18 protein-coding genes are annotated in these 23,313 nt (G+C 63.0%); 12 read left to right on the top strand and 6 right to left on the bottom strand.

Going from position 1 to position 23,313, the window contains the following annotated elements; translation table 11 throughout:
• Window positions 1-24 precede the first annotated feature (24 nt).
• Complete coding sequence (locus QM596_RS11625; protein ID WP_019748236.1) at window positions 25-1,524, top strand: DUF7782 domain-containing protein; 1,500 nt, start codon at window positions 25-27, stop codon at window positions 1,522-1,524.
• 159 nt (window positions 1,525-1,683) lie between these two features.
• Window positions 1,684-2,655, top strand: coding sequence for a sigma-70 family RNA polymerase sigma factor (locus tag QM596_RS11630; RefSeq protein WP_003942639.1), 972 nt, complete (start codon window positions 1,684-1,686; stop codon window positions 2,653-2,655).
• 124 nt (window positions 2,656-2,779) lie between these two features.
• Here the strand turns inward: QM596_RS11630 and QM596_RS11635 are convergent, their stop codons facing one another.
• Window positions 2,780-5,485, bottom strand: coding sequence for a bifunctional acetate--CoA ligase family protein/GNAT family N-acetyltransferase (locus QM596_RS11635; protein ID WP_020969494.1), 2,706 nt, complete (start codon window positions 5,483-5,485; stop codon window positions 2,780-2,782).
• Entirely contained in the window at window positions 5,478-6,749 is a 1,272-nt protein-coding gene (locus tag QM596_RS11640; protein ID WP_019748234.1) for an acetoin utilization protein AcuC, read from the bottom strand. The genes QM596_RS11635 and QM596_RS11640 overlap by 8 nt, the downstream gene beginning before the upstream one ends.
• Before the next feature lie 176 nt (window positions 6,750-6,925).
• Here QM596_RS11640 and QM596_RS11645 point away from each other — a divergent pair, with 176 nt between their 5' ends.
• Both QM596_RS11645 and galE read left to right on the top strand, forming a co-directional pair.
• Window positions 6,926-7,612, top strand: a complete 687-nt coding sequence (locus tag QM596_RS11645; protein ID WP_003942150.1) for an iron-dependent transcriptional repressor DtxR — start codon at window positions 6,926-6,928, stop codon at window positions 7,610-7,612.
• Between the two features lie 8 nt (window positions 7,613-7,620).
• Window positions 7,621-8,610: a UDP-glucose 4-epimerase GalE gene (galE, locus tag QM596_RS11650; protein WP_283309088.1), complete on the top strand. Its 990-nt coding sequence runs from the start codon at window positions 7,621-7,623 to the stop codon at window positions 8,608-8,610.
• Here galE and QM596_RS11655 read toward each other — a convergent pair.
• Window positions 8,607-9,737, bottom strand: a complete 1,131-nt coding sequence (locus QM596_RS11655) for a DUF4192 domain-containing protein (protein ID WP_283309090.1) — start codon at window positions 9,735-9,737, stop codon at window positions 8,607-8,609. The genes galE and QM596_RS11655 overlap by 4 nt on opposite strands.
• A gap of 155 nt (window positions 9,738-9,892) precedes the next feature.
• A complete protein-coding gene (locus tag QM596_RS11660) occupies window positions 9,893-10,648 on the bottom strand; it encodes a sensor domain-containing protein (protein ID WP_029255254.1) in 756 nt (251 codons plus the stop codon).
• A 361-nt stretch (window positions 10,649-11,009) separates the two neighbouring features.
• Between QM596_RS11660 and QM596_RS11665 the strand changes: the two genes are divergently transcribed.
• The 3 genes from QM596_RS11665 to QM596_RS11675 all read left to right on the top strand — a co-directional run bounded on the left by QM596_RS11665 (window position 11,010) and on the right by QM596_RS11675 (window position 15,719).
• On the top strand, window positions 11,010-11,969 hold the full coding sequence (locus QM596_RS11665) for a proteasome assembly chaperone family protein (protein ID WP_003942198.1): 960 nt from the start codon (window positions 11,010-11,012) through the stop codon (window positions 11,967-11,969).
• 181 nt (window positions 11,970-12,150) lie between these two features.
• Window positions 12,151-13,188, top strand: a complete 1,038-nt coding sequence (locus QM596_RS11670) for an alpha/beta fold hydrolase (RefSeq protein WP_019748230.1) — start codon at window positions 12,151-12,153, stop codon at window positions 13,186-13,188.
• Between the two features lie 26 nt (window positions 13,189-13,214).
• Window positions 13,215-15,719, top strand: coding sequence for a DEAD/DEAH box helicase (locus QM596_RS11675; RefSeq protein WP_020907550.1), 2,505 nt, complete (start codon window positions 13,215-13,217; stop codon window positions 15,717-15,719).
• Between the two features lie 53 nt (window positions 15,720-15,772).
• Here the strand turns inward: QM596_RS11675 and QM596_RS11680 are convergent, their stop codons facing one another.
• Entirely contained in the window at window positions 15,773-16,180 is a 408-nt protein-coding gene (locus tag QM596_RS11680; RefSeq protein ID WP_019748228.1) for a DUF5997 family protein, read from the bottom strand.
• 56 nt (window positions 16,181-16,236) lie between these two features.
• On the opposite strand from QM596_RS11680, the gene QM596_RS11685 reads away from it, so the two are divergent.
• From QM596_RS11685 to QM596_RS11705, 5 genes are all read left to right on the top strand, one after another.
• Window positions 16,237-17,085, top strand: a complete 849-nt coding sequence (locus QM596_RS11685) for a LysR substrate-binding domain-containing protein (protein WP_003942255.1) — start codon at window positions 16,237-16,239, stop codon at window positions 17,083-17,085.
• Window positions 17,086-17,205: 120 nt separating this feature from the next.
• Complete coding sequence (locus tag QM596_RS11690; protein ID WP_021334291.1) at window positions 17,206-17,514, top strand: type VII secretion target; 309 nt, start codon at window positions 17,206-17,208, stop codon at window positions 17,512-17,514.
• Window positions 17,511-19,862, top strand: coding sequence for a TPR repeat domain-containing protein (locus QM596_RS11695; RefSeq protein WP_283309094.1), 2,352 nt, complete (start codon window positions 17,511-17,513; stop codon window positions 19,860-19,862). The genes QM596_RS11690 and QM596_RS11695 overlap by 4 nt, the downstream gene beginning before the upstream one ends.
• 163 nt (window positions 19,863-20,025) lie before the next feature.
• On the top strand, window positions 20,026-20,670 hold the full coding sequence (locus QM596_RS11700) for a hypothetical protein (protein WP_029255252.1): 645 nt from the start codon (window positions 20,026-20,028) through the stop codon (window positions 20,668-20,670).
• 77 nt (window positions 20,671-20,747) lie between these two features.
• Window positions 20,748-22,148: an FAD-binding oxidoreductase gene (locus QM596_RS11705; RefSeq protein WP_024487431.1), complete on the top strand. Its 1,401-nt coding sequence runs from the start codon at window positions 20,748-20,750 to the stop codon at window positions 22,146-22,148.
• A 28-nt stretch (window positions 22,149-22,176) separates the two neighbouring features.
• Here the strand turns inward: QM596_RS11705 and QM596_RS11710 are convergent, their stop codons facing one another.
• A complete protein-coding gene (locus QM596_RS11710) occupies window positions 22,177-23,097 on the bottom strand; it encodes a hydrogen peroxide-inducible genes activator (RefSeq protein WP_024487432.1) in 921 nt (306 codons plus the stop codon).
• Window positions 23,098-23,313: the final 216 nt, after the last annotated feature.

Consider the following 23,313-nt stretch of genomic DNA (forward strand, 5'->3'; position numbering starts at 1 on the left):
AGTTCCGCCTGCGAGAATGACGGGGTGAGAAGCGAAACGCTCCTGTCCATCACCCCTGCGCTGCGTGAGGCCCTGCTTCGCAATCGATTCGACACGGGAACCATGCTCGAGGCATTGGGTCCCGAAGTTCACGCCGCTCTCGGCCGAAGTGAGCCGGTACCCGTGCGCCGCGCCACCCGAGAACTCGGGGACCTGGGCGTTCTCATCAGACTGTTCCTTCTCGCCGATGATTGCCCGGCAGGCGACGTCGCCGCGGCGTTGACTCCGCTGACAATTGCGCAGTGCGTCGACGCCGGCCTGCTCGAAGGTGAAAACTTCGACAGTGAGAATCCGCTCGTGCGGGCCGCGGTCGATCTTCGCCCCATCGACGTCGGCGACGGCGACCGTTGGGTGATCTCGGATCTCGACGGCGGAATCCGTCCCAAGAAGGCCACGGCCGATCACGTGCTGGGCGTCGGACATGCGTCACTGTCCTTGCTGCAGGCCACGCCCACCGCGAAGGTCGGCAGCGTGCTCGACCTCGGTACGGGATGCGGCATCCAAGCCCTGCACGCGAACACATACGCGGATTCGGTCACCGCAACCGACATCAATCAACGCGCCGTCGACCTCACGGCCGCAACCATGGCGCTCAACGGGCTGGACGTCGAACTGCTTCAAGGGTCCTGGTTCGAACCCGTCGAGGGTCGAACCTTCGACCAGGTGGTCGCCAATCCCCCGTTTGTCGTCGGCGAGGCACGCGTCCATCACACGTACCGCGATTCCGGCCTCGATCTCGACGGTGCGAGCGAATTGATGATCTCGCGCTCGATTGACTATCTGAACCCCGGCGGCACGGCAGCACTGTTGGCCTCGTGGGTGCACATCGAAGGACAGGACTGGCGTTCGCGGATCGCGTCGTGGCTGCCGGCGCACGGCGTCGACGCCTGGGTGGTGCAGCGCGACGTGGCGGACCCAGCTCTGTACGTCGGCACGTGGCTCAAGGACGGCGGGCAGGATCCGCGAGATCCGGAATCGGCATCGAGAGCTAACGCCTGGCTGGATCACCTCGAAGAAGCCGATGTCGAGGGCGTCGGCTTCGGTTTCGTGTTCCTTCGCCGCACCGACTCCCCCACCGACCTGATGGCCGAGGACCTCATGCACGGCTTCTCGGACCCGCTCGGGGCAGAGGCGCTCGCTTACTTCGACCGTCTTGCCTGGTTGCGTGAACACGACGTCCTCGAGGAGCGATTCGTCCTCGATCCGGACACGGCTCTCGAACGCGTCTACCTCCCCGGCGACGAGGGATGGCAGCAAGTGGTCACGCGTGTGCACCGCGGCAACGGACCGCACTGGCAGCACGAGATCGACGAGCTCGGTGCTGCGCTGCTGGCCGGGCTCCGAGCGGACGGACTGGTGGTCGACGAACTGGTCGAACTTCTCGCCGCGGCGAACGGCGAAGACCCGGACCAGCTACGTGAGGCCGTCGTCACATTGCTGGTCTCGCTTGTCCGGCACGGGTTGGTGCTTCCCGTCACGAACTGAGTTCCCGGTGAGTTGCAGATTTTTGTGTTCTCAGCAACTTCTCAGGACGACTGGGAAATAACTGCAGGTCACGGCGTTTTAGCGGAAATCGGCGCGGGAACTTTCCCGGAACTCTCACACGTTGAACTGTGTGAGAGACCGCCGATAGGGAGGCAAGTCATGACAAGCCCCAGCACCACTACTCGCATTCGTCCGAGCGCCGCAGATCTGGACGCCCAGAGCCCGGCCGCAGACCTGGTCCGCGTCTACCTGAACGGGATCGGTCGTACTGCACTGCTGACAGCAGCAGACGAGGTCGAACTGGCGAAGCGAATCGAAGCGGGGCTGTACGCCAGCCACGTCCTTGCCACGGGAAAGCGCCTGACAGTCGCCAAGAAGAGGGATCTCGCAACGATCGTTCGCGAGGGACAGTCGGCGCGTAGCCACCTCCTGGAAGCGAACCTGCGACTCGTCGTGTCGCTGGCCAAGCGCTACACCGGCCGTGGAATGCCGCTCCTCGATCTCATTCAAGAAGGCAACCTCGGACTCATCCGTGCCATGGAGAAGTTCGACTACGCCAAGGGCTTCAAGTTCTCGACGTACGCCACCTGGTGGATCCGTCAGGCGATCACCCGCGGAATGGCTGATCAGAGCCGCACCATCCGGCTCCCAGTCCACCTCGTGGAACAGGTCAACAAGCTCGCCCGCATCAAGCGTGAACTGCACCAGCAGCTCGGGCGCGAAGCGACGGACGACGAGTTGGCCGAAGAGTCGGGCATTCCCGCCCACAAGATCGCGGACCTGCTCGACCACAGCCGCGACCCGGTAAGCCTGGACATGCCAGTCGGCAACGACGAAGAAGCTCCCTTGGGCGACTTCATCGAAGATTCCGAGGCAACTTCGGCGGAGAACGCCGTCATCGCCGGTCTGCTGCACAGCGATGTGCGCAGCGTGCTCGGGACGCTCGACGAGCGCGAGCAGCAGGTCATCCGACTTCGCTACGGTCTCGACGACGGCCAGCCTCGCACCCTCGATCAGATCGGCAAGCTCTTCGGCCTCTCGCGTGAGCGGGTTCGTCAGATCGAGCGTGAGGTCATGGGCAAGCTCCGCGTCGGCGATCGCGCCGAGAAACTGCGTTCCTACGCGAGCTGATCAAACAACACAGCACGTGCGTCAGCGCGCCACACCACTCGCGCTGACGCACCGCACAAAGCACCGGCCACCGCTTATTCCCTCCCCCTCGGGAATGTGCGATGGCCGGCGTTGTTCGTTGTACCTACCGCAGACGCCTGGGCCCCAGGTCGATTGCGCTCGGCTCTGGCCCGATGCGTACTCGCGAATCGGTGATCTCCGCGCCGGTAGCCGAAGCAAGTACCGGCTCACAGGCCAGTTCGCGGACTTCCGGAATGTCGTCGGCCAGCGCCGAGATCCGCTGGACCAGATCGACCAAGGCACCCTTGTTGACCGGAACGGCGTTGCGATATCCGGAGAGCAGCGGCGCTGCCTTGGGTGCGTCGATCAACTCCGTAGCAGCGTCTTCCGTGAGCGGCAGTACGCGATAGGCACGGTCCCCGAGGAGATCGGAGATCACACCGGCGAGACCGAATGAGATCAGCGAACCGAACGACGGGTCGTCTTGGACACCAACCACACACCCGATGCCCTTGGTTGCCATTTTCTGCACGTGCAGCAGCGGTTCACCCGATGCGGCCGCAAGATCTCGGTAAGCGAGGCGCACCGATTCCGGCCCACTCAGATCCAGCCTGACGCCGCCCAGATCCGGTCGGTGGCGCCACATTTCGCCGGTTGCCTTGACCGCGACCGGGTAGCCGACAGCATCCGCTGCCTCTACAGCTTCGTCTTCGCTCAGGACCGAACGGAATTCGACGACTGCAACCCCGTAGCACTCGAGAAGAGCTGCTGCTTCGACGTCCGAAAGCCAACGGCCAGGCGAGTTTTCAAGCCAGGCGGCCACCATCTTCTGGGCTCGTTCGGAGTCGATTCCCGCGGGGCGAACAACCTTCGACGCAGGCTTGCTACGCCACTCCGCGTAACGCCAGGCCCTCGCCAACGCCAGTGCGGCGCGCTCCGGCCCTGGGTAGGACGGCACCGAACCGCGGGTCGGGTTTCCGACTTCGTCGCGGACCGCCAGGACGTCCGGCACACCCTCGGCTGCGAGGAACGTCGTGAGAATCGGCTTGTCCGAGCCGGCGACGGCGTCTTTGAGTGCTTTCGCGAACGGCTCGACCGGAATGGCAACCGGAGGAACGAAGACGGCGATGACGGCATCGACGTCGAACGACGCCAACGCGTCGCGCACGGCAGCGGCGAACAGTTCCGGACTCGCCTGGGCACCAAGGTCGACCGGGTCGCTGACCTGCAAACCTTCACTGCGGGCGGCGTCCGCGGCAAGGACACCGAGCGCGGTCGAGTTGCCGATGACAGCAAGCCGCGGACCCGCCGGCAACGGCTGGTATCCGAAGAGCAAGGCACAGTCGAACAATTGTGAAATGGAGCCGACCTGGATGACGCCCGCCTGTTCGAAGAGGGCGCGGACGATCGAATCGTCGATCTCGACTCCGGTGGCGGCGAGAACCGGCGGAACCGCGTGCCGACCGCTCTTGACCGCGACGATCGGCTTCTTCCGCGCAACTCGGCGGGCGATCCGGGAGAACTTTCGCGGGTTGCCGAAGCTCTCCAGGTAGAGAAGGACCACTTCGGTGGACTGGTCGGAATCCCAGTACTGCAGAAGGTCGTTGCCCGAGACGTCCGCACGGTTGCCGGCAGAAACGAAGGCGGACAACCCGATTCGGCTGCGCGCGGCTTCGTCGAGAATGGCGATACCGAGCGCGCCGGACTGACAGAAGAAACCCACGTTGCCTGCCACCGGCAAGACCGGCGCGAGAGTCGCATTCAACGAGATCGCGGGGTCGTTGTTCGCGACACCCAGCGCATTCGGACCGATGAGGCGCATTCCGTGAGCGCGTGCTGCATGGACCAGTTTGCGTTCGGACGAGCGTCCGTCCGGACCGCTCTCACTGAAGCCCGACGAGACCACCACCAGCGCTTTGACGCCCTTGTCGAGGCAGTCGTCGAGTACCGAATTGATCGATTCCGCAGGTACAGCCACGACGGCGAGATCGACGTCGTCAGGAATGTCACGAACAGTTGGGTACGCCCGCACCCCGTGAACCGAACGATGCTCAGCGTTGACGGGGTAGACCGGTCCGGTGAATCCGCCGCGCAGCAGGTTGGTCAACACCGCGTTACCCACCTTGGCGGGGTCCGCTGATGCGCCGATCACTGCCACCGATCGTGGACTCAGCACGTTTCCCATGCTGCGGGCCTCAGCTGCCCGCTCACGCGAATTACGCACTGAAACAAGCGCTTCCGTCGGGTCGATCGCGAATTCGAGTCGCAGCACGCCACCGTCGAACGAGCGGCTCACCTGATACCCCGCCTCACGGAACACCGTCACCATGTTGCGGTTCTCGGACAGGACCTCGGCGACGAACATCGTCAGGCCGTTCTCAGCCGCTGCTGCTGCCAGGTATTCGAGCAGGATCGGGCCGAGGCCGCGCCCCTGGTGTGCGTCGGCGACGACGAAGGCGACCTCGGCAGACTTTCCGTCACCGACGTCGAGGAGTCGCTCGTAGCGACCCACCGCGATGATCTCGTCTCCGAGCATCATCACGAAGGCGACGCGGTTGTGGTGGTCGACCGTCGTGAAGTTCTTCACGTCGCGCGCCGACATCGTGGGATACGGGCCGAAGTAGCGCAGGTACCGAGTGCGCTCGGAGAGTTTGCCGTGGAATTCGACGAGCTTGTCCGCGTCCTCGGGAACGATGGGTCGCAACGCCACCGCGCCGCCGTCGGAGGCGAGAACGTCGACTACCCACGAATGGGGATAGGTGTGAGCGGGGTCGGTCTTCGGCGCCTGGTCGCTCGCGCCGCCGGCATCGGTATCGGACTGTTCAGTCACGGGGATCCTCCGGGTCGAGTCCGAGTAGCGGGAACGAAGCGCGGCGTGTGGCGATGATCGCCGAGTCGATTCGGGTGAGTGCACGATCTACCGAGGCGACACCTGTCTCCGGTGTACCACCCGGGCCGTCCCACGGGGTGTATGCGACATCTCCGCCGTCGCCCATGGTCGGCGGGAGGTCGACGCTCGGCGCTCGCAGCTTCGTCGATTCCTTCCACTCGTCAGGCACAGCTGTGTCGACGTCGACCTCGCGATCGAGCGCGGCAGCGATCAGGTGAGTCCATGCCCTCGGCACGACGCGAACCAGTCCGTATCCGCCGCCGCCGACTGCCAGCCACCGGCCCTCGGAGTAGCGGTCGGCAAGATCGCGCATTGCCAGGAACGCTGCGCGCTGGCCGTCGACGGTCAGAGCGAGGTCCGCGAGCGGGTCCTCGCGGTGCGAGTCGACTCCACACTGGCTGATGATGATCTGCGGGCGGAAGGCAGCAATGGCCCCCGGTACGACGGCGTGAAATGCGCGCAGCCACAACGCGTCGACGGTTCCGGGAAGCACCGGGATGTTCACTGCAGTGCCTTCGGCGGCCCCGTCGCCGACCTCGCTCGACCATCCGGTGTTCGGCCACAAGGTTGCCGGGTGCTGATGCAGCGAGACCGTGAGCACCCGCGGGTCCCCGAGGAACGCATGTTGCACTCCGTCGCCGTGGTGAGCGTCGACGTCGATGTAGGCGATGCGGTCGTAGCCGTTGTCGAGCAGCCACGAAATCGCAACCGCCGCATCGTTGTAGACGCAGAATCCAGAGGCCCAATCCGCCATCGCATGGTGCATGCCGCCGCCGATGCTGACCGCGCGCCTCGTACGTCCCGAAGCGATTTCCTGCGCTGCGGCCAGCGAGCCGCCGGCGAGGATCGCACTGGCTTCGTGCATGTGCGGGAAGACCGGGTTGTCCTCGGTACCGAGCCCGTGGGGAACATCCTGGCCGCTCACACCGTTGTTCGCAGAGTTACCCGCGTCTTTGACCGCTGCAAGATATGCCGGTGTGTGGATTCTGAGGAGGTCGGCATCGGACGCGGCGCTCGGTTCGAGAAATTCGATGCCCTCGAGAAGTCCGAGGCTTCGCGAGAGTGCCATCGTGAGATCGAGGCGAGTGGGATTCATCGGGTGATCGGCGCTCCACCGATAGCTCAGGTACTCCGGACTCCACACCACGACTCGATTCGCTCGAGACGCCGCGGGGTCCCCGTCAGATCTGATCGACGCGGTCATGGGATCACGCTACTTCCTTCTCGTTTCGTGCCGCACACCACACTCGCGGCCCGCTTCGGAGACCGAGATCGAGTGACACGAATCCAATTCGGACACGCGCTGGACTCGCCGCAGTGGAGGCGGCACCGGAACCACGAACTGAACGGTAGAATGATCAACTGACGAAGGGGTTGAGTGTGAAGGATCTAGTCGACACCACGGAGATGTATCTCCGGACGATCTACGACTTGGAAGAAGAGGGCGTAGTCCCACTCCGGGCGCGGATCGCCGAACGGCTCGAACAGAGCGGACCCACCGTCAGCCAGACAGTTGCGCGTATGGAGCGCGACGGCTTGCTGATGGTCGCCGGCGATCGACATCTGGAACTCACCGACAAGGGTCGCGATCTCGCGATCTCTGTCATGCGTAAGCACCGGTTGGCAGAGCGCCTACTGGTGGACGTCATCGGTCTCAAATGGGAAGACGTACATGCCGAGGCATGCCGTTGGGAGCACGTGATGAGCGAGGAGGTCGAGCGTCGGCTCGTCGTCGTTCTGAACAACCCCACGACGTCGCCATACGGCAACCCGATTCCGGGCTTGGACCAGTTGGGACTCGACGGCCCGGTTGCCACCACCGAAACGTTGGTGCGCCTGACCGATATTCCGCACGGCGCACAGACAGCTGTGGTCGTTCGGCGACTCGCCGAGCACGTGCAGTCCGATCCCGAGGTAATCGCGCAGCTGCGTGACGCCGGCGTCGTTCCCGACGCCAGGGTGACGGTCGAAACCCGTCCGGGCTCGGTGACCATCATCGTGCCGGGTCACAGCGGGTTCGACCTGTCCGAGGAAATGGCTCACGCCGTTCAGGTCAAGCAGGTCTGAGGAACTAGATGAAACTCCTGGTCACCGGCGGCGCCGGTTACGTCGGCAGTGTGTGCAGCACTGTGTTGCTCGAGCGTGGACACGAAGTTGTCGTCATCGACGACCTCTCCACCGGAAATGCCGACGCGGTGCCTGCCGGTGCCGAGTTCATCGAAGGGGATGTGGGGGCGCTGGCCGCCGACATCCTCGGCAATGCGGGTTCTCCGGTTTTCGACGGCGTACTTCACTTCGCTGCGCAGTCGCTGGTCGGCGAATCCGTGCTGCACCCCGAAAAGTACTGGCGCGGAAACGTCGTCACGACCATCGAGCTGCTCGAGGCGATTCGTGTCTCCGGCACTCCCCGGCTCGTGTTCTCTTCCACCGCCGCGACGTACGGCGAGCCGGAGCAGTCCCCCATCGTGGAAACCGCTCCGACCCGCCCTACGAATCCGTACGGCGCGACCAAGCTCGCGATCGATCATGCGATCACCTCGTACTCGATCGCCCACGGCCTCGGCGCTACCAGCTTGCGCTACTTCAACGTCGCGGGTGCGTACAAGTCCGCCGGCGAGAACCGGGTGATCGAAACCCACCTGATTCCGCTCGTCCTTCAGGTCGCACTCGAGCAGCGAGACAAGATCTCGGTATTCGGAACCGACTGGCCCACGCCGGACGGCACCGCGGTACGCGACTACATACACGTGCTTGACCTCGCCGAAGCGCATCTGCTGGCGCTCGAATCCTCGGTTCCCGGCGAGCACCGCATCTACAACCTCGGAAGTGGTGCCGGCTTCAGCGTGCGCGAGGTGATCGCTGCCTGTGCGCGGGTCACCGGCCTGCCGATCAACGCCGAAGACGCGTCACGACGGCTGGGTGATCCGGCAGTACTGATCGCATCGAGCGACAAGGCGATTGCCGAGTTGGGTTGGACGCCCACGCGTACCGATCTCGACGTCATAGTCGCCGATGCATGGCAGTTCCTCCAGGATCTGGGCGACCGCTCACACGCTGCTCGCTAGCTTCCACTCGGCAGTGCCGGCGGCAAACCGGCAATTCCGAGCGATTCCCCGATGGACAATCCGACGGCCGCAAGCTCACGGATCCCATCGGGGTGCACACCGGATTGCAGCGATAAATCCAGCAATCCGGCCAAGGTGTGTTCCGAATCGGCCGACAGTGCGGCCGACAGCGCAACACCTGCCAGGGGGCCGTCGCCGCACACGTATGCAAAGAACCCGAGAAGTGTTGCCGGCCAAGCTCGTTCGGGAGACGGTACTTCATGGGTAAGTACGAGCCACAAGTGCTCGGCATGTGCGGCAACCGACGTGATCGCCAGACCCAACACCACGTCGCGCACGTGAACGTCCGTCAAAGCGACCACCAGATCGGCGCATTCCTGCGGGTCAGGGTAGTAAGTGCCCGCCTCCACACGGCGGACATGTTCCAACACCAGATCGACCCGGCGCTGAACTGCGGCATCACGGCCTGATCCCCCGCTGTACTCACTCGATTCTCGGCGGCTCGCGATCAGTCGGGCAATCGCGTCGTGATTGCGAGCGGCACCGTGTACCCACCGGACCAGTTCCTCACGCGAACGGCGAATGACCCTCCCGCCCAACACCTGCGCCGCCGCGACCGACGAAGATGCCGGGTCTGGCACGGTGCCGCGGTGAATCGAACGCGTGACGCTCGTCCACGGCTGGCCAGATTCTATTGCGGCCGTGCACAATACGTCAGCCAGCTCGACGCAGGTTCCGCCGAGCATGTCTTCGAATACCTCGGCCAGCTCGATGGTTTCGTCGATGAGAGTTTCAGCTGTCGAGCAATCGGCGATCACCACGAGAACGACCGCACGCGCCCCTTCCCCGTCACACACGGCGGCGAACTGGCGCAGCGCCGCGCTCATCTGCCTCGCAGGCTTTCCCTTGACGCTGGGAAAGTAGTCGTGTCGCATTACCGGGCCGAGCGTCGAGGCGGAAGCGCCCATCAAAGACAGCGCAACGACGGAGTTGGACGGATGGAATCCCAGGAGGGCGGGTATTGCCGCGATCAATTCGCCTGGATCGGAAACACGTTCAACGCGTCCGAAAAGGGCCAGGTCGTCGTCGGAGAATTCGAATTCTCCTGGAAGAGGTGATGTGGTCATGCACAGACCCTCGTCGATCGCCCCGATGCCGCCATCCGCTCGACCAGGGAAAACAGCGACGCCGAATTCGTCTGTGGATTATCGAGTCAGTTGGGGACGAATGATCGCGCCGCACCGAAAAGGTCCGCTCTGTGTCGGACCCGTGTGTTGCGAAATCACTTGCCTGCTTTGACCTTCTGTACGGCTGCGGTGAACGCTTGATCCAGAGGTGCCGTCGAGGGCGTCGCAGAACCGAACGTCATCAGTGTTGTTGCTACCCGTACGTCGCCGACCTGCGCGATCAATGTCAGCATCGTCTGATCGCCGGCTGCGGCTTTGGGGGACACGACGGTGCGGCGAAGTGACATCGTCTTGTCGGCATCGATCGGCGACGGCGGAAGAATTTCCGTCGTCACTGTAGTGGTGACGCCGTTCGCAGTGACCGTCATGGACGGGCACTGGCGCGTTTGCGCTTCCAACTCGTCCAGTGGTGCATCGACCTTCGTGAGTTCGACCGAAATCGTTGCCCTCGTCGCATTGTCGGTCCCGACCGCCATCACGGTCCCGTTCGGACCGTAATCCTGTTCCGGTGGCTCACATTCGGATGGATCGACGGTGGCACCGCGTGGGACGCCGACTAGATCCGGCGCTGCCATCGGAACGGCCTGCGGGGGCAGCACAACAGCGCCGAAGGGCTCGGGAAATTCCTCGGGAGTCAGCAGCAGTTCGGACAACGGTGCCGCCGTTTTCGGAGAGGTGGATTTCGGCGTCGAGGATTTGGGTGCAGTCGTCGTACTCGGCGCCGCCGAGCCGCTGTCGGTCGCACCGGCAGTCGCCGGCGCGGAGTCCGGAACGGGTGCACCTTGGACCGACCCGGAGCAGCCCGCGAGTAGTGCAACGGCGGCCACCGCAGCAAGGGAGCATGCGGCCACTCGCCTGGACGATCGTGGACACACCCGCATGTAAGCCTCCGCACTCGACCTCGACCGATCCCGACAATCGACCAATGCATTTCGGACAAATCGGCCGTGCCGACCTTGTCTTCCACTCTGCCATGTCCGAAGCCGCGCACCCGACATCTAGCGAACGCCCAGGCCAAGTGTCGAAAGATACCGCTCGGCTTCGCTCTCGGCGAACGTCCGTCTCGTCGGATCGGGAATGATCGGTCACCGACTCGGTGTTCTTACCGATGAACGTCTGATCCAGTGCTGTCGGGCACCTGACTCCGATGCTGTCGAGCGTGCGCCGATAGTGGACACTTGAGATCAAGACCGAAGAGCGAAGGGGACTGCGATGGACGAACAGTCGAGGATGTACGAGCTGGAATTTCCGGCGCCCCAGTTGGCGGCTGCCGACGGCCAGGGACCGATCCTGATTCACGGACTCGAGGGTTACTCCGACGCCGGTCACGCCGTGAAGTTGGCGACGACGCATCTGCGGGAAAGCCTGGAAACCGAGCTTGTCGCGTCGTTTGCTGTCGACGAGCTGATCGACTACCGCTCACGTCGACCAACGATGACGTTCAAGGCCGATCATTTCTCCGATTACGACGCTCCGGCGCTCAATCTGTACGCACTGCGCGATACGGCCGGCACGCCGTTCCTGCTGCTCGCAGGGATGGAACCGGACCTCAAGTGGGAGCGGTTCACCACAGCCGTTCGTCTGTTGTCCGAACAGCTGGGAGTGCGTCGAACCATCGGGCTCAACGCGATTCCGATGGCAATCCCGCACACCCGACCGCTGGGTGTGACAGCACATTCGACCAACAAGGACCTGATCCAGGACCATCAGCGTTGGTCAGGTGAACTGCAGGTTCCCGGCAGCGCATCGTCACTCCTCGAGCTTCGTATGTCTCAGCACGGGCACGAGGCGATGGGCTTTTCGGTGCATGTCCCCCACTACCTCGCGCAAACGGACTACCCGGGCGCCGCAGAGACTTTGCTCGAAAACGTTTCCGAGGTTTCGGATCTGGAATTGCCCTTGGTTGCACTGGGTGAGGCCGCGGCGCGCGTTCGGGAACAGGTTAACGAGCACATAGCCGGGAACGAAGAAGTTCAGACTGTAGTCCACGCTTTGGAGCGTCAATACGACACTTTTGTCGCCGCTCAGGAACAACAGTCGTCCCTTCTGGCCGGCGAGGCCGACCTTCCCAGCGGTGACGAGATCGGCGCAGAGTTCGAAAAGTTCCTGGCCGAACAGGCAGGAAATGACGACTTCGGCTCAGCTGGAGACCTCGATCGAGGCGACAACTGACGAAAATGTGACAGGCGGGGCGCATAATTCGACATTGTGCGCATTCCGCAACCCCTCCGTTACCTGGGCTGTTGTTCAGGACACATCCGTCGGATAGCCTCAAACTCTGTGTGATTTTCGTTGACGGCTCAACAACTGGAGCAGACAGTCAACGTGGTCACACGCCGAGCCAGGAGGCGACATGAGCAGACCACGGAACCGTCAGCTCCGACCGGTCCCCGACGAGGAACCGCGGATGATGTTCCGGACGATTCACGGCTACCGACGCGCATTTCGGATAGCCGGCGAGGGTCCGGCAGTACTGCTCCTGCACGGAATCGGCGACAACTCGTCGACGTGGACCGAGATCATTCCCCACCTCGCCAAGAAGTACACCGTCATCGCACCTGACCTGTTGGGTCACGGCCGCTCCGACAAGCCGCGCGCAGATTACTCGGTAGCCGCGTACGCCAACGGCATGCGTGATCTTCTGTCGACGCTCGGTATCGAGCACGTCACCGTCATCGGGCATTCGCTCGGCGGCGGCGTCGCGATGCAGTTCTCGTATCAGTTCCCGCACATGGTCGATCGCCTCGTGCTGGTCTCGGCCGGTGGCGTCACCAAGGACGTCCACCCGCTGCTGCGGCTCATGTCCGTTCCGGTGGTCAACGAGGTCGTCAAACTGCTCCGGATACCTGGCGCGATGCCGCTCGTCCGGATGGCCGGAAACCTTGCCGGTGTCGTCCACGGTTCGAATCTGCGCCCCGGCACCATGCTGCACGACACGCCAGACCTGATTCGAGTGCTCGCTGATCTCCCCGACCCCACTGCCTACGAGGCTTACCTTCGTACGCTGCGGGCAGTCGTGGACTGGCGCGGGCAGGTCGTCACGATGCTCGACCGCTGTTATCTGACCGAGAATCTGCCGGTTCAACTGATCTGGGGCGACGACGACTCCGTCATTCCCGTCTCCCACGCTCACCTCGCGCATGCGGCGATGCCGAACTCACGTCTCGAAATCTTCCGCGGCTCGGGCCACTTCCCGTTCCGCGACGATCCGATGCGTTTCCTGCAGATCGTCGAAGATTTTCTTTCCAGCACCGCACCACTCGTCTTCGACGAGGCCCGCTGGCGTCACATGCTGATCTCCGGCGTCGGCGAGAACACCATCACCGGAACGTCGTCCACCCGCATGGCAGTGCTCGACGCCATGGGCTCGGACGAGCGAAGCGCAACCTGATCCGCGGTTGCGGCTAGCCTGTACGAGTGCTGCTGACGGAACTTCTCCCCGACAACGCGGATCCTGATTCCGTTTTCGACGCCTTCTCTTCGTGGACCCTCGAACGAGGTTTGACGCTCTATCCTGCCCAGGAAGAGGCCGTCATGGAGTTGGTCTCGGGTGCAAACGTGATCCTTGCGACGCCGACCGGGTCCGGCAAATCGATGGTAGCGATCGGCGCGCATTTCTATGCGATGTCGCTCGGCAAGCGCACCTATTACACAGCGCCGATCAAGGCCTTGGTGAGTGAGAAGTTCTTTGCGCTGTGTGAGGTCTTCGGTGCCGAGAACGTCGGCATGATGACCGGCGACGCCGCCGTGAACTCGTCGGCGCCGATCATTTGTGCGACGGCAGAGATCGTCGCGAATCTCGCACTGCGAGAGGGCCCGAACTCCGATATCGGCCAAGTCGTGATGGACGAGTTCCATTTCTACTCCGAACCCGATCGAGGTTGGGCGTGGCAGGTTCCGCTCATAGAGTTGCCGCACGCGCAGTTCCTCTTGATGTCGGCAACTCTCGGTGAGGTCGACTTCTTCTCCGAGGATCTGACGCGTCGCACCGGGAAGCCCACCACCGTCGTCTCCGGCACGGAACGCCCTGTGCCTTTGATGTTCTCCTACGCGACCACGCCGGTCGGCGAAACCATCGAAGATCTGGTGACCACCAACCAGTCCCCCGTCTACATCGTGCATTTCACGCAGGCGGCCGCGCTCGAGCGCGCCCAGGCACTGACGAGCGTCAACTTCTGTTCCAAGGCCGAGAAGGAAGCGATCGCCGAAGCGCTGGGCGGTTTCCGCTTCACCACGGGGTTCGGAAAGACACTCTCGCGCCTGGTCCGGCACGGCATCGGCGTTCACCATGCGGGCATGTTGCCCAAGTACCGACGGCTCATCGAAGTTCTCGCGCAGGACGGGCTTCTCAAGGTGATCTGCGGTACCGACACTCTGGGCGTCGGAATCAACGTCCCGATCCGCACAGTGCTGCTCACCGGTCTCGCCAAGTACGACGGCGTCCGCACACGGCATCTGAAGGCCCGCGAGTTCCATCAGATCGCCGGCCGCGCGGGTCGTGCAGGCTACGACACGATGGGCACCGTTGTCGTCCAGGCACCGGAACACGAAGTGGAGAATCTGCGGGCAGTCGCCAAGGCCGGCGACGATCCGAAGAAGATCAAGAAGATTCAACGCAAGAAGGCTCCCGAGGGGTTTGTGTCCTGGAGCGAAGCGACGTTCGACCGCTTGGTCGCGGCATCGCCCGAACCGTTGGTATCGCGATTCTCGGTCAGCAACTCGATGCTGCTCAATGTCATTGCCCGCCCGGGCAACTGCTTCGACGCGATGCGGCATCTGTTGGAGGACAACCACGAATCGCGTCCGGCGCAACGCAAGCACATCCTCAAAGCGATCTCGCTGTATCGCGGATTGCTCAGCGCCGGGATCGTGGAACGCCTCGACGAACCCGACGAGTACGGCCGCATGGCTCGGTTGACCATGGACCTGCAACGCGACTTCGCCTTGAACCAGCCACTCTCACCGTTCGCCTTGGCGGCATTCGAACTGCTCGACGTCGAATCCGACAGTTACGCACTCGATGTCGTCTCGATCATCGAGTCGACGCTCGACGATCCGCGTCAGGTTCTGATGGCGCAGCAGCACTTCGCACGCGGCGAAGCGGTGGCGCAGATGAAGGCGGACGGCATCGAGTACGAGGAGCGTATGGAGCTTCTCGAAGAGGTCACCTGGCCGAAACCGTTGTCGGACTTGCTGTTCCCGGCTTTCGAAATGTACCGGGGTGGCCACCCGTGGATAACCGAGTTCGCCCTCTCCCCCAAGTCCGTGGTGCGCGACATGATCGAACGCGCCATGACGTTTGCCGAATTGATCAGCCATTACGGACTTACCCGGTCCGAGGGCCTCGTCCTGCGCTACCTCGCCGACGCCTACCGCGCGCTGAGGCAAACCGTCCCGACCGAAGCGCGCACCGAGGAACTCGAAGACATCATCGAGTGGTTGGGCGAGCTGATCCGTCAGGTCGACTCGAGCCTGCTCGACGAGTGGGAGTCACTCACCGACCCCGGAGCCGAGGCAGACACGGAAGAGGTTGCGTTCGGCGCCGACATTCCCCGTCCCATCTCGGCGAACCCGCGCGCATTCCGCGTCATGGTGCGCAATGCGATGTTCCGACGCATCGATCTCGCGTCGCGTCGACAGTGGAACGAGCTGGAAAACCTCGAGGACGGTATCGAGGCCGCCGAGTGGGAAGAGCAACTACTGCCGTACTTCGAGGAGTACGCAACCATCGGAACCGGGCCGTCGGCGCGCGGTCCGGCGCTCTTCCAGGTCACTGAGGACGGAGAGTTCTGGCGGGTGCGGCAGGTGCTCGAGGATCCGGAGGGCGATCACGGATGGGCGCTGCTTGCCGTCGTCGACATCCCGGAATCGGATGCCGCGGGTGAAATCGTGTTCGACGAGCTGAGCGTCGTAGAAGGCTAGCGCCTGTGCGCCTTTCCGGTAGTCATCGCTACCGGAAAGGCGCACAGGGGGCGTCAGCCCCTTCGAGCCTTCCGCGGCTGGTTACGACGCGCAGCGCGCTTTTCCTTGATGCGAACGTTTTCGGCCCGCACGTCGGCCTGAACAGCGCGTTCCTTTTCGAGCCAATCAGGCTTCTCTTCGAGGAGTGCGGCGATCTGATCCGTGGTGAGTGCTTCTTCGACGCCGCCGCGGGCCAGGCCGGCGATCGATACACCCAGCTTGGCGGCGATGACCGGGCGAGGGTGCGGTCCGGTGCGTCGCAGCTCCAGCAGCCACTCCGGCGGATCGGTCTGCAGAGCGGTCAGCTCGTCACGAGTCACGTCGCCTTCCTGGAACTGCGCAGGTGTTGCTTCCAGGTACACACCCAGCTTCTTGGCAGCCGTCGTCGGCTTCATCGTCTGGGGAGTTTTGTTCGACGTCATGCAACAAGAGTAACCAGCCGATACGGGTGCTTTTACCAAGGCGGTAGCCTTGCCTGGTGACAGACGCGGATAGTCAGGCAATTTTTCGACTCGCGTACGCCCCGGGGGTGACGCCCACCAAGTGGGTCCGGGTGTGGCACGAGCGGCTCCCCGAGGTGCGTCTGGAACTTGTTCAGTTCCCGGTTCTCGAACTCGAAGCTGCACTTCGCGCAGGTGAAGCAGATGCAGGGTTGGTTCGCCTGCCGATCGACCGGACCGGCATCAGCGCCATCTCGCTGTATGCGGAAACCCCGGTGGTGGTGGTGCCGAAAGATCACGTGTTCACTACTGTCGATCAGATTTCCGTCGACGATCTGGCCGACGAGATAGTGCTCGATCCGCTCGACGACAGACTCGACTGGCCGACCCGTCCCGGAAAGACCGCCGCCGAGCGACCCGCGACCATCGCCGACGCCATCGAGTTGGTGGCCGCCGGCGTCGGAGTTGTCGTGGTTCCCCATTCGCTGGCGCGGTTCCACCATCGCAAGGACCTGACCTTCCGTCCGGTGGACGGTGCGCCCGAGGCTCCTGTGGCTTTGGCATGGATGGAGTCCAAGACCACAGATCTGGTCGAGGAACTTATCGGCATCGTGCGGGGCCGAACGGCGCAGAGTTCCCGCGGCCGAAACGGTGAGCCGGCGGAGAAGATCAAGGGCTCCGTCAAGGCCAAGATCGCGGCACGCGAGCGTCGCGCAGAAGCTGCCAAGAACGGGCAGAAAGCTAAGGGCGCCGGCACCGCAAAGAACATATCCGGACGCAACGCCGGTTCCGGTAAGGCCAAGGCGGGCGGCAAATCAGGCAGCGGCAAGTCCGGTGGGACCAAGAGTTCGGGTGGCCGGTTCTCCGGAAAGCAGAAGGGCCGCTAGGGCTTTCACACAACCCCCTCGACCGCGAGGACGATGACGCAGCCCTCGAGGTCGGGTCATCTGGCATGCTCTATCCTCGATTCACTGTGATCTCGCAGATGAATTCGGGGGGATTCGTTCATGGGTGTGGATACTTTTTCAGCTGATCCAGCCGAATTGGCAAGTGCTGCGGAGGGGCTGACGGCATCTGCCGAGGAACTCGGTGGATTCTCGGCTTCGGAGGCCGCTACCGCCGCATCGGCCGGAGCCGCCGGGTCGGCGTTCGCTGCAGCCATAGCCGACAACGTCGTCACCGTCGACGAACTCGGCCGCGCGATCGGTGCGGGGATCACTGCTACCCGCACGAAACTGGAAAACTCCGCACGAGTGTTCGCCCGGGTCGACATCGCCAACGGCGCACGGATCGAGGATTCGGGAGACGTGCGATGACACTGTCGATCTCGCAGATCCGATCCTGGAATCTGGACGCCCTCGACAACTACGCCGGCTCCCTGGGCCGCGGACATGACGTATTCGACAGCAACGTCGACATCGCGCACCGCATCATGGACACCGCAACCAGCGATTGGAGCGGCAGCGCGGCGACCGCAGCATGGGATTCGGCAACCCAGCAGCATGCCTTCGGGCGAGACGCCGTCGCGATAGTCGGAGACGCCGGGCGCTGTGTCGCAGCGCAATCGGCAAACCTCCGGTACACCCGCGAAACACTGGTCAGCCGCGTCGACGACGCGAGCGCCGACGGTTTCACCGTCTCTGACGACGGTTCCGTCACCGCGACGCCCGCAACTCTGGCGAGCACAGATCCGCGCGGGGTAGAAGCCCGCCTCGAATATCACTCGTGGCGCATCGGCACGGCACTCACGGACGTCGACGAGACTGACGCGAGCGCCGCCAGAATCCTTACGGAGATCACCGCCGCAGGCACCTCGCTCATCGACCGCAAGGCCGATTTCGGGATCCCCGATGCAGCGTCGACCACCCCTTCACATCACGTTCGGTTCGATGGTCAGGGAGCCCACGACTCCGACATTCTCGCGCAGTCCCCGGGCGCAACACCCGAGAGCGAGGCGGCCAAGCAACGGTTGATCGCCGCGACGACTTTCACTCCGGAACAACAAGCGCAACTTGCTGCCGGCGGGCCCGTGGTCGTCGACCCGGAACAACTCGCCTACCTACGTGAGTTCTACGCCGATACCAACCTCGACGAGCTGAAGAATATCGGTGCAGGAGCCGAAGGATTCCGCACGGTCAACTTCGCCGATGCGAATGTCCCCGCCGACGCGCGAATCCCCAGCGCCCTCGCCTCGGGCATGTTCACCGTCTCCAATCCCAACGTCACCGACGGCAACGGCAACGCGGGCAGCCTCGACAACCTTCCGCCAGACGTCCGCAGAATCTTCAGCGACCCCGCGTACAGCTCGCAACTCCAACCCGGTGGGTACTCCACCACCGTGAACGTCAACCATTTCGACGATTCGAATGCACTCACGGACATACTTCGAAATGCAGACCCGGCGACACAATCCGGCAGCGCTTTGAGTTCTGCACTGCTCGATCGCAGCGCAGATCTCGCCCCTCTCCAATCGCAAACTTCATCGAGCGCCCCGATGCGATTGGTCTTCGACGACGACGGCCAGCCCGTCAGCAACGATGAGCTCGACTCCAGCCTCACCAAAGCCCTCGACGTTGCCACTCGGGACATACCTTCGAACGCCGACTTCCTCACCACCCCTGCTCATCAGGACGACGTGGTGAATCTGTTCACCCGCGAATGGAACGATGACGGACGAGCCGTCAGCGGCCTCACCGATTGGATCGGACCCGACGCCACCAACTCCAACCCAGCTGTTGCCGAACGGGCCGGCGCCTCTGCCCTTGCACTCGCCCACAATCTCGCCGGCAACAAAGGTGCCTACCTCGACATCGCCGGCCTGGACAACAGATCCATCGGAGAAGTGAATCCCGCGTTGACGCAATCCATTGGTTCCGCGGTGACCCCGTACATCGGGAATCTCGTCGGATTGGAACCCGATCAAACCGGTACCCTCGGTTTCGAAAATCTCGATGCCTACGACGACAGATTCGCCAATGCAAAATCGGTGATCGCGATCATCGACAGCGACCCCCACGCAGCCGCAAGTTTCAATGCGAACATGCTCGGAGCCGCGGGCCAACTCCAAGGGACCTTCGTCGAAACCAGCATGAGCGGAGACATCGCCGCGGGTTCTTCGCAATATGCAATATATGCGGGACGCGTCCAGGCACTGATGGACGGTGCTCTCGAGGAAGAAGCCCTCAACCGAACCGGTGACGCTGCGGCGGCGCAACAGGACATCATCAGCAGACGTGGGAAAACATACGACGAACTCGGTTGGCTGATTTCCGGCGGTGCCGCCATGATCCCAGGCTTCGGACCACCGACCAGCGTTGCAGTCAGCATGCTGGGAGTCGAACTCAAAGATCACGTCCTGGGCTCCCCGGTCGAAGTTCCTCCGGCACAACTCAACTTCACACACCAGAGTTCGGCTTCGACGACCCTTCTCGATTACCGATTGGTTCAGGCACTCGACAACGCCTACGGAAGAGAACACTTCGAGCAACTGAACGGTTTTCGAGTCAATGGCGATCCGAGCGAATCCCTCAGACCAGTCGATCTGGAGACCCTGGGTCTAAACGGCAAATTCGACAGCACACTGCAGGACTATTTGACGTTTCGGGGATTCAATCGCGATACGTTCATGACCAACATGAGAGACGGACTCGACGATGTCGGATAGATTTCCTGCGTTTACAAGGCGAAACCACCGCGCCGCAACCGCTCTTGCACTGGCATTCAGCATGGGATCATGTATCGCGGGTTGCGCGGCACCCAACTCAACCGAAAACGTCAGCGCCACAACCACGCCCGCCGCGTCAAACGTCTATGTACTACCGAGCTACATGACCGACTATCACAACCAATGGCTCGCAGACCCCGGCATCGACCTCTTCAGCGAAGAGGCCACCATAATCCGAGCATTCATAGAATCCGACTACATCGTTGACAGTGGTGGCGATCGCAGCGACGCCTACCACGGGTTCTCGAGAATCACTGCGAACACTCGTGGAACGGTCTCGAGCGATCGCCGCTACGGAGAACCCGCAGACACACCACCACGCGTCTACCGAGGTACCAGCATCAACCGGATCTTGAGTATTCAAACAATTCCCGCCGGATACCCTGGCGATTCGACCGTCGTCGCTTACGCCTGCTCCGACGCCTACGATACCGATTACGACGGCCGCAAACCGGATTCGTCGCGACTCCCGAGCAGTAGTTACGAGATCTGGATGCACAACACCGCTTCTACAGCTACCCCCTACCCTCGATTCGAAGGGCCCCGCAATGCACCGGAAGGGGACGTCTTCGGCGGCTGGATCGTCGACAAATTCACCAGCTCCACCAGCGACCGTGTGCAACAGGAGACTTGCTCTGACTGGTTCAAATCGCGTCACGACGGGAATCGACTCCGGATGAGCACCGACTTCGCCCCACCCCTCGTCCTCCCCAACTACCCCGGCTGGCCAGAAGATGCGGCCCGGTAGGGGCCAGGGCAACGGTGCCGCGCCCAAATCTGACCAAGTCAGGACCTCAGCGGCGCTGCCGGACGCATGATGGAGTGATGACGGTCGAAAATTCGCACGCCTTGGACGAACTTGTAGCAGCGCTTCCCGAGGGAGCCGTCCTGCTGGATCCGGATGTGACCGCGGGCTACCGCCAGGACTGGGCCGCCGACCCGGCCGCAGGCCACCCCGCTGCCGTGGTTCGCGCAACGTGCACCGAAGACATCCAAACAGTGATGCGCTGGGCAACCGCCAACCGCGTGCCGGTGGTTCCCAGAGGTGCAGGCTCGGGCCTTTCCGGTGGATCCAGCGCCGTCGACGGTTGCATAGTGGTCAGCACCGAGCGAATGCGACAGATCACGATCGACCCGGTCGCCCGTGTGGCGGTTACTCAGCCCGGCTTGATGAATGCGGAGGTCAAGAAAGCCGCCGCAGAGCACGGACTCTGGTACCCACCTGACCCGTCGTCCTTCGAGATCTGTTCCATCGGCGGCAATGCAGCCACCAACGCCGGCGGACTCTGCTGCGTCAAGTACGGAGTTACCACCGACTACGTTCTCGGACTCCGGGTCGTGCTGGCAGACGGGACAGCGGTCAGCCTCGGAGGTCCCCTTCTCAAGGACGTCGCCGGACTCTCCCTCACCAAACTGTTCGTGGGCAGTGAGGGAACTCTCGGCATCATCACCGAAATCACGTTGCGTTTGATTCCCGCGCAGCCGCCCGCATCAACCGTCGTCGCGTCGTTCGACTCGGTACAAGAAGCTGCGGACGCGGTCTTGGCGATCACCAGCAACATGCGTCCGGCGATGCTCGAGTTCATGGATCATGCCAGCATCAATGCCGTCGAGGATGCGGTACGCATGGGTCTGAACCGCAAGGCTCACGCACTGCTGCTCGCGCAGTCCGACGCACCCGGCGCGGCAGGCGTGCTGGAAATCGAGACGATTGTTCAGGCGTGCGAAAACAACGGAGCCACCGAAGTATTCGCCACCGATGACCAGGCCGAAGGTGACGCTTTTGCGGCGGCACGGCGGGCAGTGTTCCCGGCAGTGCTCGCGATGGGAAGTCTGCTTCTCGAAGACGTGGGCGTTCCCATGCGCGCACTCCCCCAGCTGGTAACCGGGGTCGAAGCCATCGCCGACGACCTCGACGTCCTGATCTGCACGGTGGCGCACGCCGGAGACGGAAACACACACCCGCTCATCGTCTTCGACCCCGCAGACCCGGACATGTCCGAACGCGCACAGATCGCATTCGGACGGGTGATGGATCTCGCCATCGCGCTCGGCGGCACGATCACCGGCGAACACGGGGTCGGTCGACTCAAGCGCGACTGGCTGCCGTCACAGTTGGGTGAAGACGTCATGGCCCTCAATCGCAAGGTCAAGGATGCGCTCGACCCGCTGGGAATTCTCAATCCCGGAGCCGTCATTGCCGTGAAAGAAGGCTCTCTCGACTAGCTTTCACGTCGACGTCGAACGAGTTACGTCATCGAGGAACTGTCGGGCTGACCGAACGGACCAGCTCGGCCAGCTGACGGAATCCTTCTGCTCGGCCACTCGACGAGCGGAACACGACGCCGATCGTGCGACCTGGAGCCGGCGCGGCGAAATGCGCCGTCGACAAGTCCCCGCGTCGAACCTCCACGGCAACAGCCGATTCCGGGACCAAAGTCACCCCGAGTCCCCCGGCCACACATTGCACGACTGTCGCGAGAGAGGTAGCCCGCGTGTCACCGGCAAGCGGATGGGCGTCTACCGAACGGCACAGATCCAACGTCTGGTCACGCAGGCAGTGGCCGTCGTCGAGCAAGAGCAACGGCAGCGCGTCGAGCACGTCCGCCGTGAGATCGACACGTCCGGCCAAGGAATGATCGTTCGGCACGACCATCACAAAATCCTCTTCGTACACAGGAACTTCCACCAGGCCAGGTGTTCCGGCAGGAAGCGCCAACACCGCGACGTCGAGCGCTCCCGATCGCAGGGCATCAAGCAAGCGCGCCGTTTGATCCTCGACTATTTGCGGCGCCAACGACGGCAGCTTCTCGCGCAGCTCCGGCAACAACCCCGGAAGAATGTACGGCGCAACGGTCGGGATCAACCCGATGCGTAGCGGTCCGGTCAGAGAGTCGCCGGAGCCGGCCGCGCTCGCGACGAAACCGTCGGCAGCCTCGAGGATTTGCTTCGCCTGACCGAGCAAGCGCTGTCCGTCCGCGGTCACGAGCACGCGCCGCGTACTTCGTTCGATCAGTTTGACCCCTAGCCCCGCCTCGAGAGCCGCCAGCGCCTGCGACAGTGTGGGTTGGCTCACACCGGAACGTGCTGCGGCAGTACCGAAGTGCCGGTATTCGGCCACCGACACAAAGGCACGCAGCTGTGACAAGGAAGGTTGATAAGTCTGATCAGACATGCCTATCAGTGTAGTGCCACCCATCACCTTTACCTTTTGAACGGTTTGATGCAGAATGGACTCATACCAAAAAGCGCCGGTCACAACCTCGACACTCCAGTCGAAACCGTCCGACCCGCTGACGGTGACAAACCCTCTCGATCCAGCACGTTCGGCCGTCACAGTCCGAACAGCCGGATCGTGTGCGCAAGAAATTCCTGTTCACGAGACACGTAG

This window comes from Rhodococcus sp. IEGM 1406 (assembly GCF_030056745.1).
In the GTDB taxonomy this organism is placed as follows: domain Bacteria; phylum Actinomycetota; class Actinomycetes; order Mycobacteriales; family Mycobacteriaceae; genus Rhodococcus_F; species Rhodococcus_F erythropolis.

Bases quoted from the DNA above. Each gene is read 5' to 3' on its own strand.
- QM596_RS11630 (WP_003942639.1), top strand. From the start codon at position 1,684: ATGACAAGCCCCAGCACCACTACTCGCATTCGTCCGAGCGCCGCAGAT.
- QM596_RS11640 (WP_019748234.1), bottom strand. From the start codon at position 6,749: ATGACCGCGTCGATCAGATCTGACGGGGACCCCGCGGCGTCTCGAGCG.
- galE (WP_283309088.1), top strand. From the start codon at position 7,621: ATGAAACTCCTGGTCACCGGCGGCGCCGGTTACGTCGGCAGTGTGTGC.
- QM596_RS11655 (WP_283309090.1), bottom strand. From the start codon at position 9,737: ATGACCACATCACCTCTTCCAGGAGAATTCGAATTCTCCGACGACGAC.
- QM596_RS11665 (WP_003942198.1), top strand. From the start codon at position 11,010: ATGGACGAACAGTCGAGGATGTACGAGCTGGAATTTCCGGCGCCCCAG.
- QM596_RS11670 (WP_019748230.1), top strand. From the start codon at position 12,151: ATGAGCAGACCACGGAACCGTCAGCTCCGACCGGTCCCCGACGAGGAA.
- QM596_RS11680 (WP_019748228.1), bottom strand. From the start codon at position 16,180: ATGACGTCGAACAAAACTCCCCAGACGATGAAGCCGACGACGGCTGCC.
- QM596_RS11690 (WP_021334291.1), top strand. From the start codon at position 17,206: ATGGGTGTGGATACTTTTTCAGCTGATCCAGCCGAATTGGCAAGTGCT.
- QM596_RS11695 (WP_283309094.1), top strand. From the start codon at position 17,511: ATGACACTGTCGATCTCGCAGATCCGATCCTGGAATCTGGACGCCCTC.
- QM596_RS11700 (WP_029255252.1), top strand. From the start codon at position 20,026: ATGACCGACTATCACAACCAATGGCTCGCAGACCCCGGCATCGACCTC.
- QM596_RS11705 (WP_024487431.1), top strand. From the start codon at position 20,748: ATGACGGTCGAAAATTCGCACGCCTTGGACGAACTTGTAGCAGCGCTT.
- QM596_RS11710 (WP_024487432.1), bottom strand. From the start codon at position 23,097: ATGTCTGATCAGACTTATCAACCTTCCTTGTCACAGCTGCGTGCCTTT.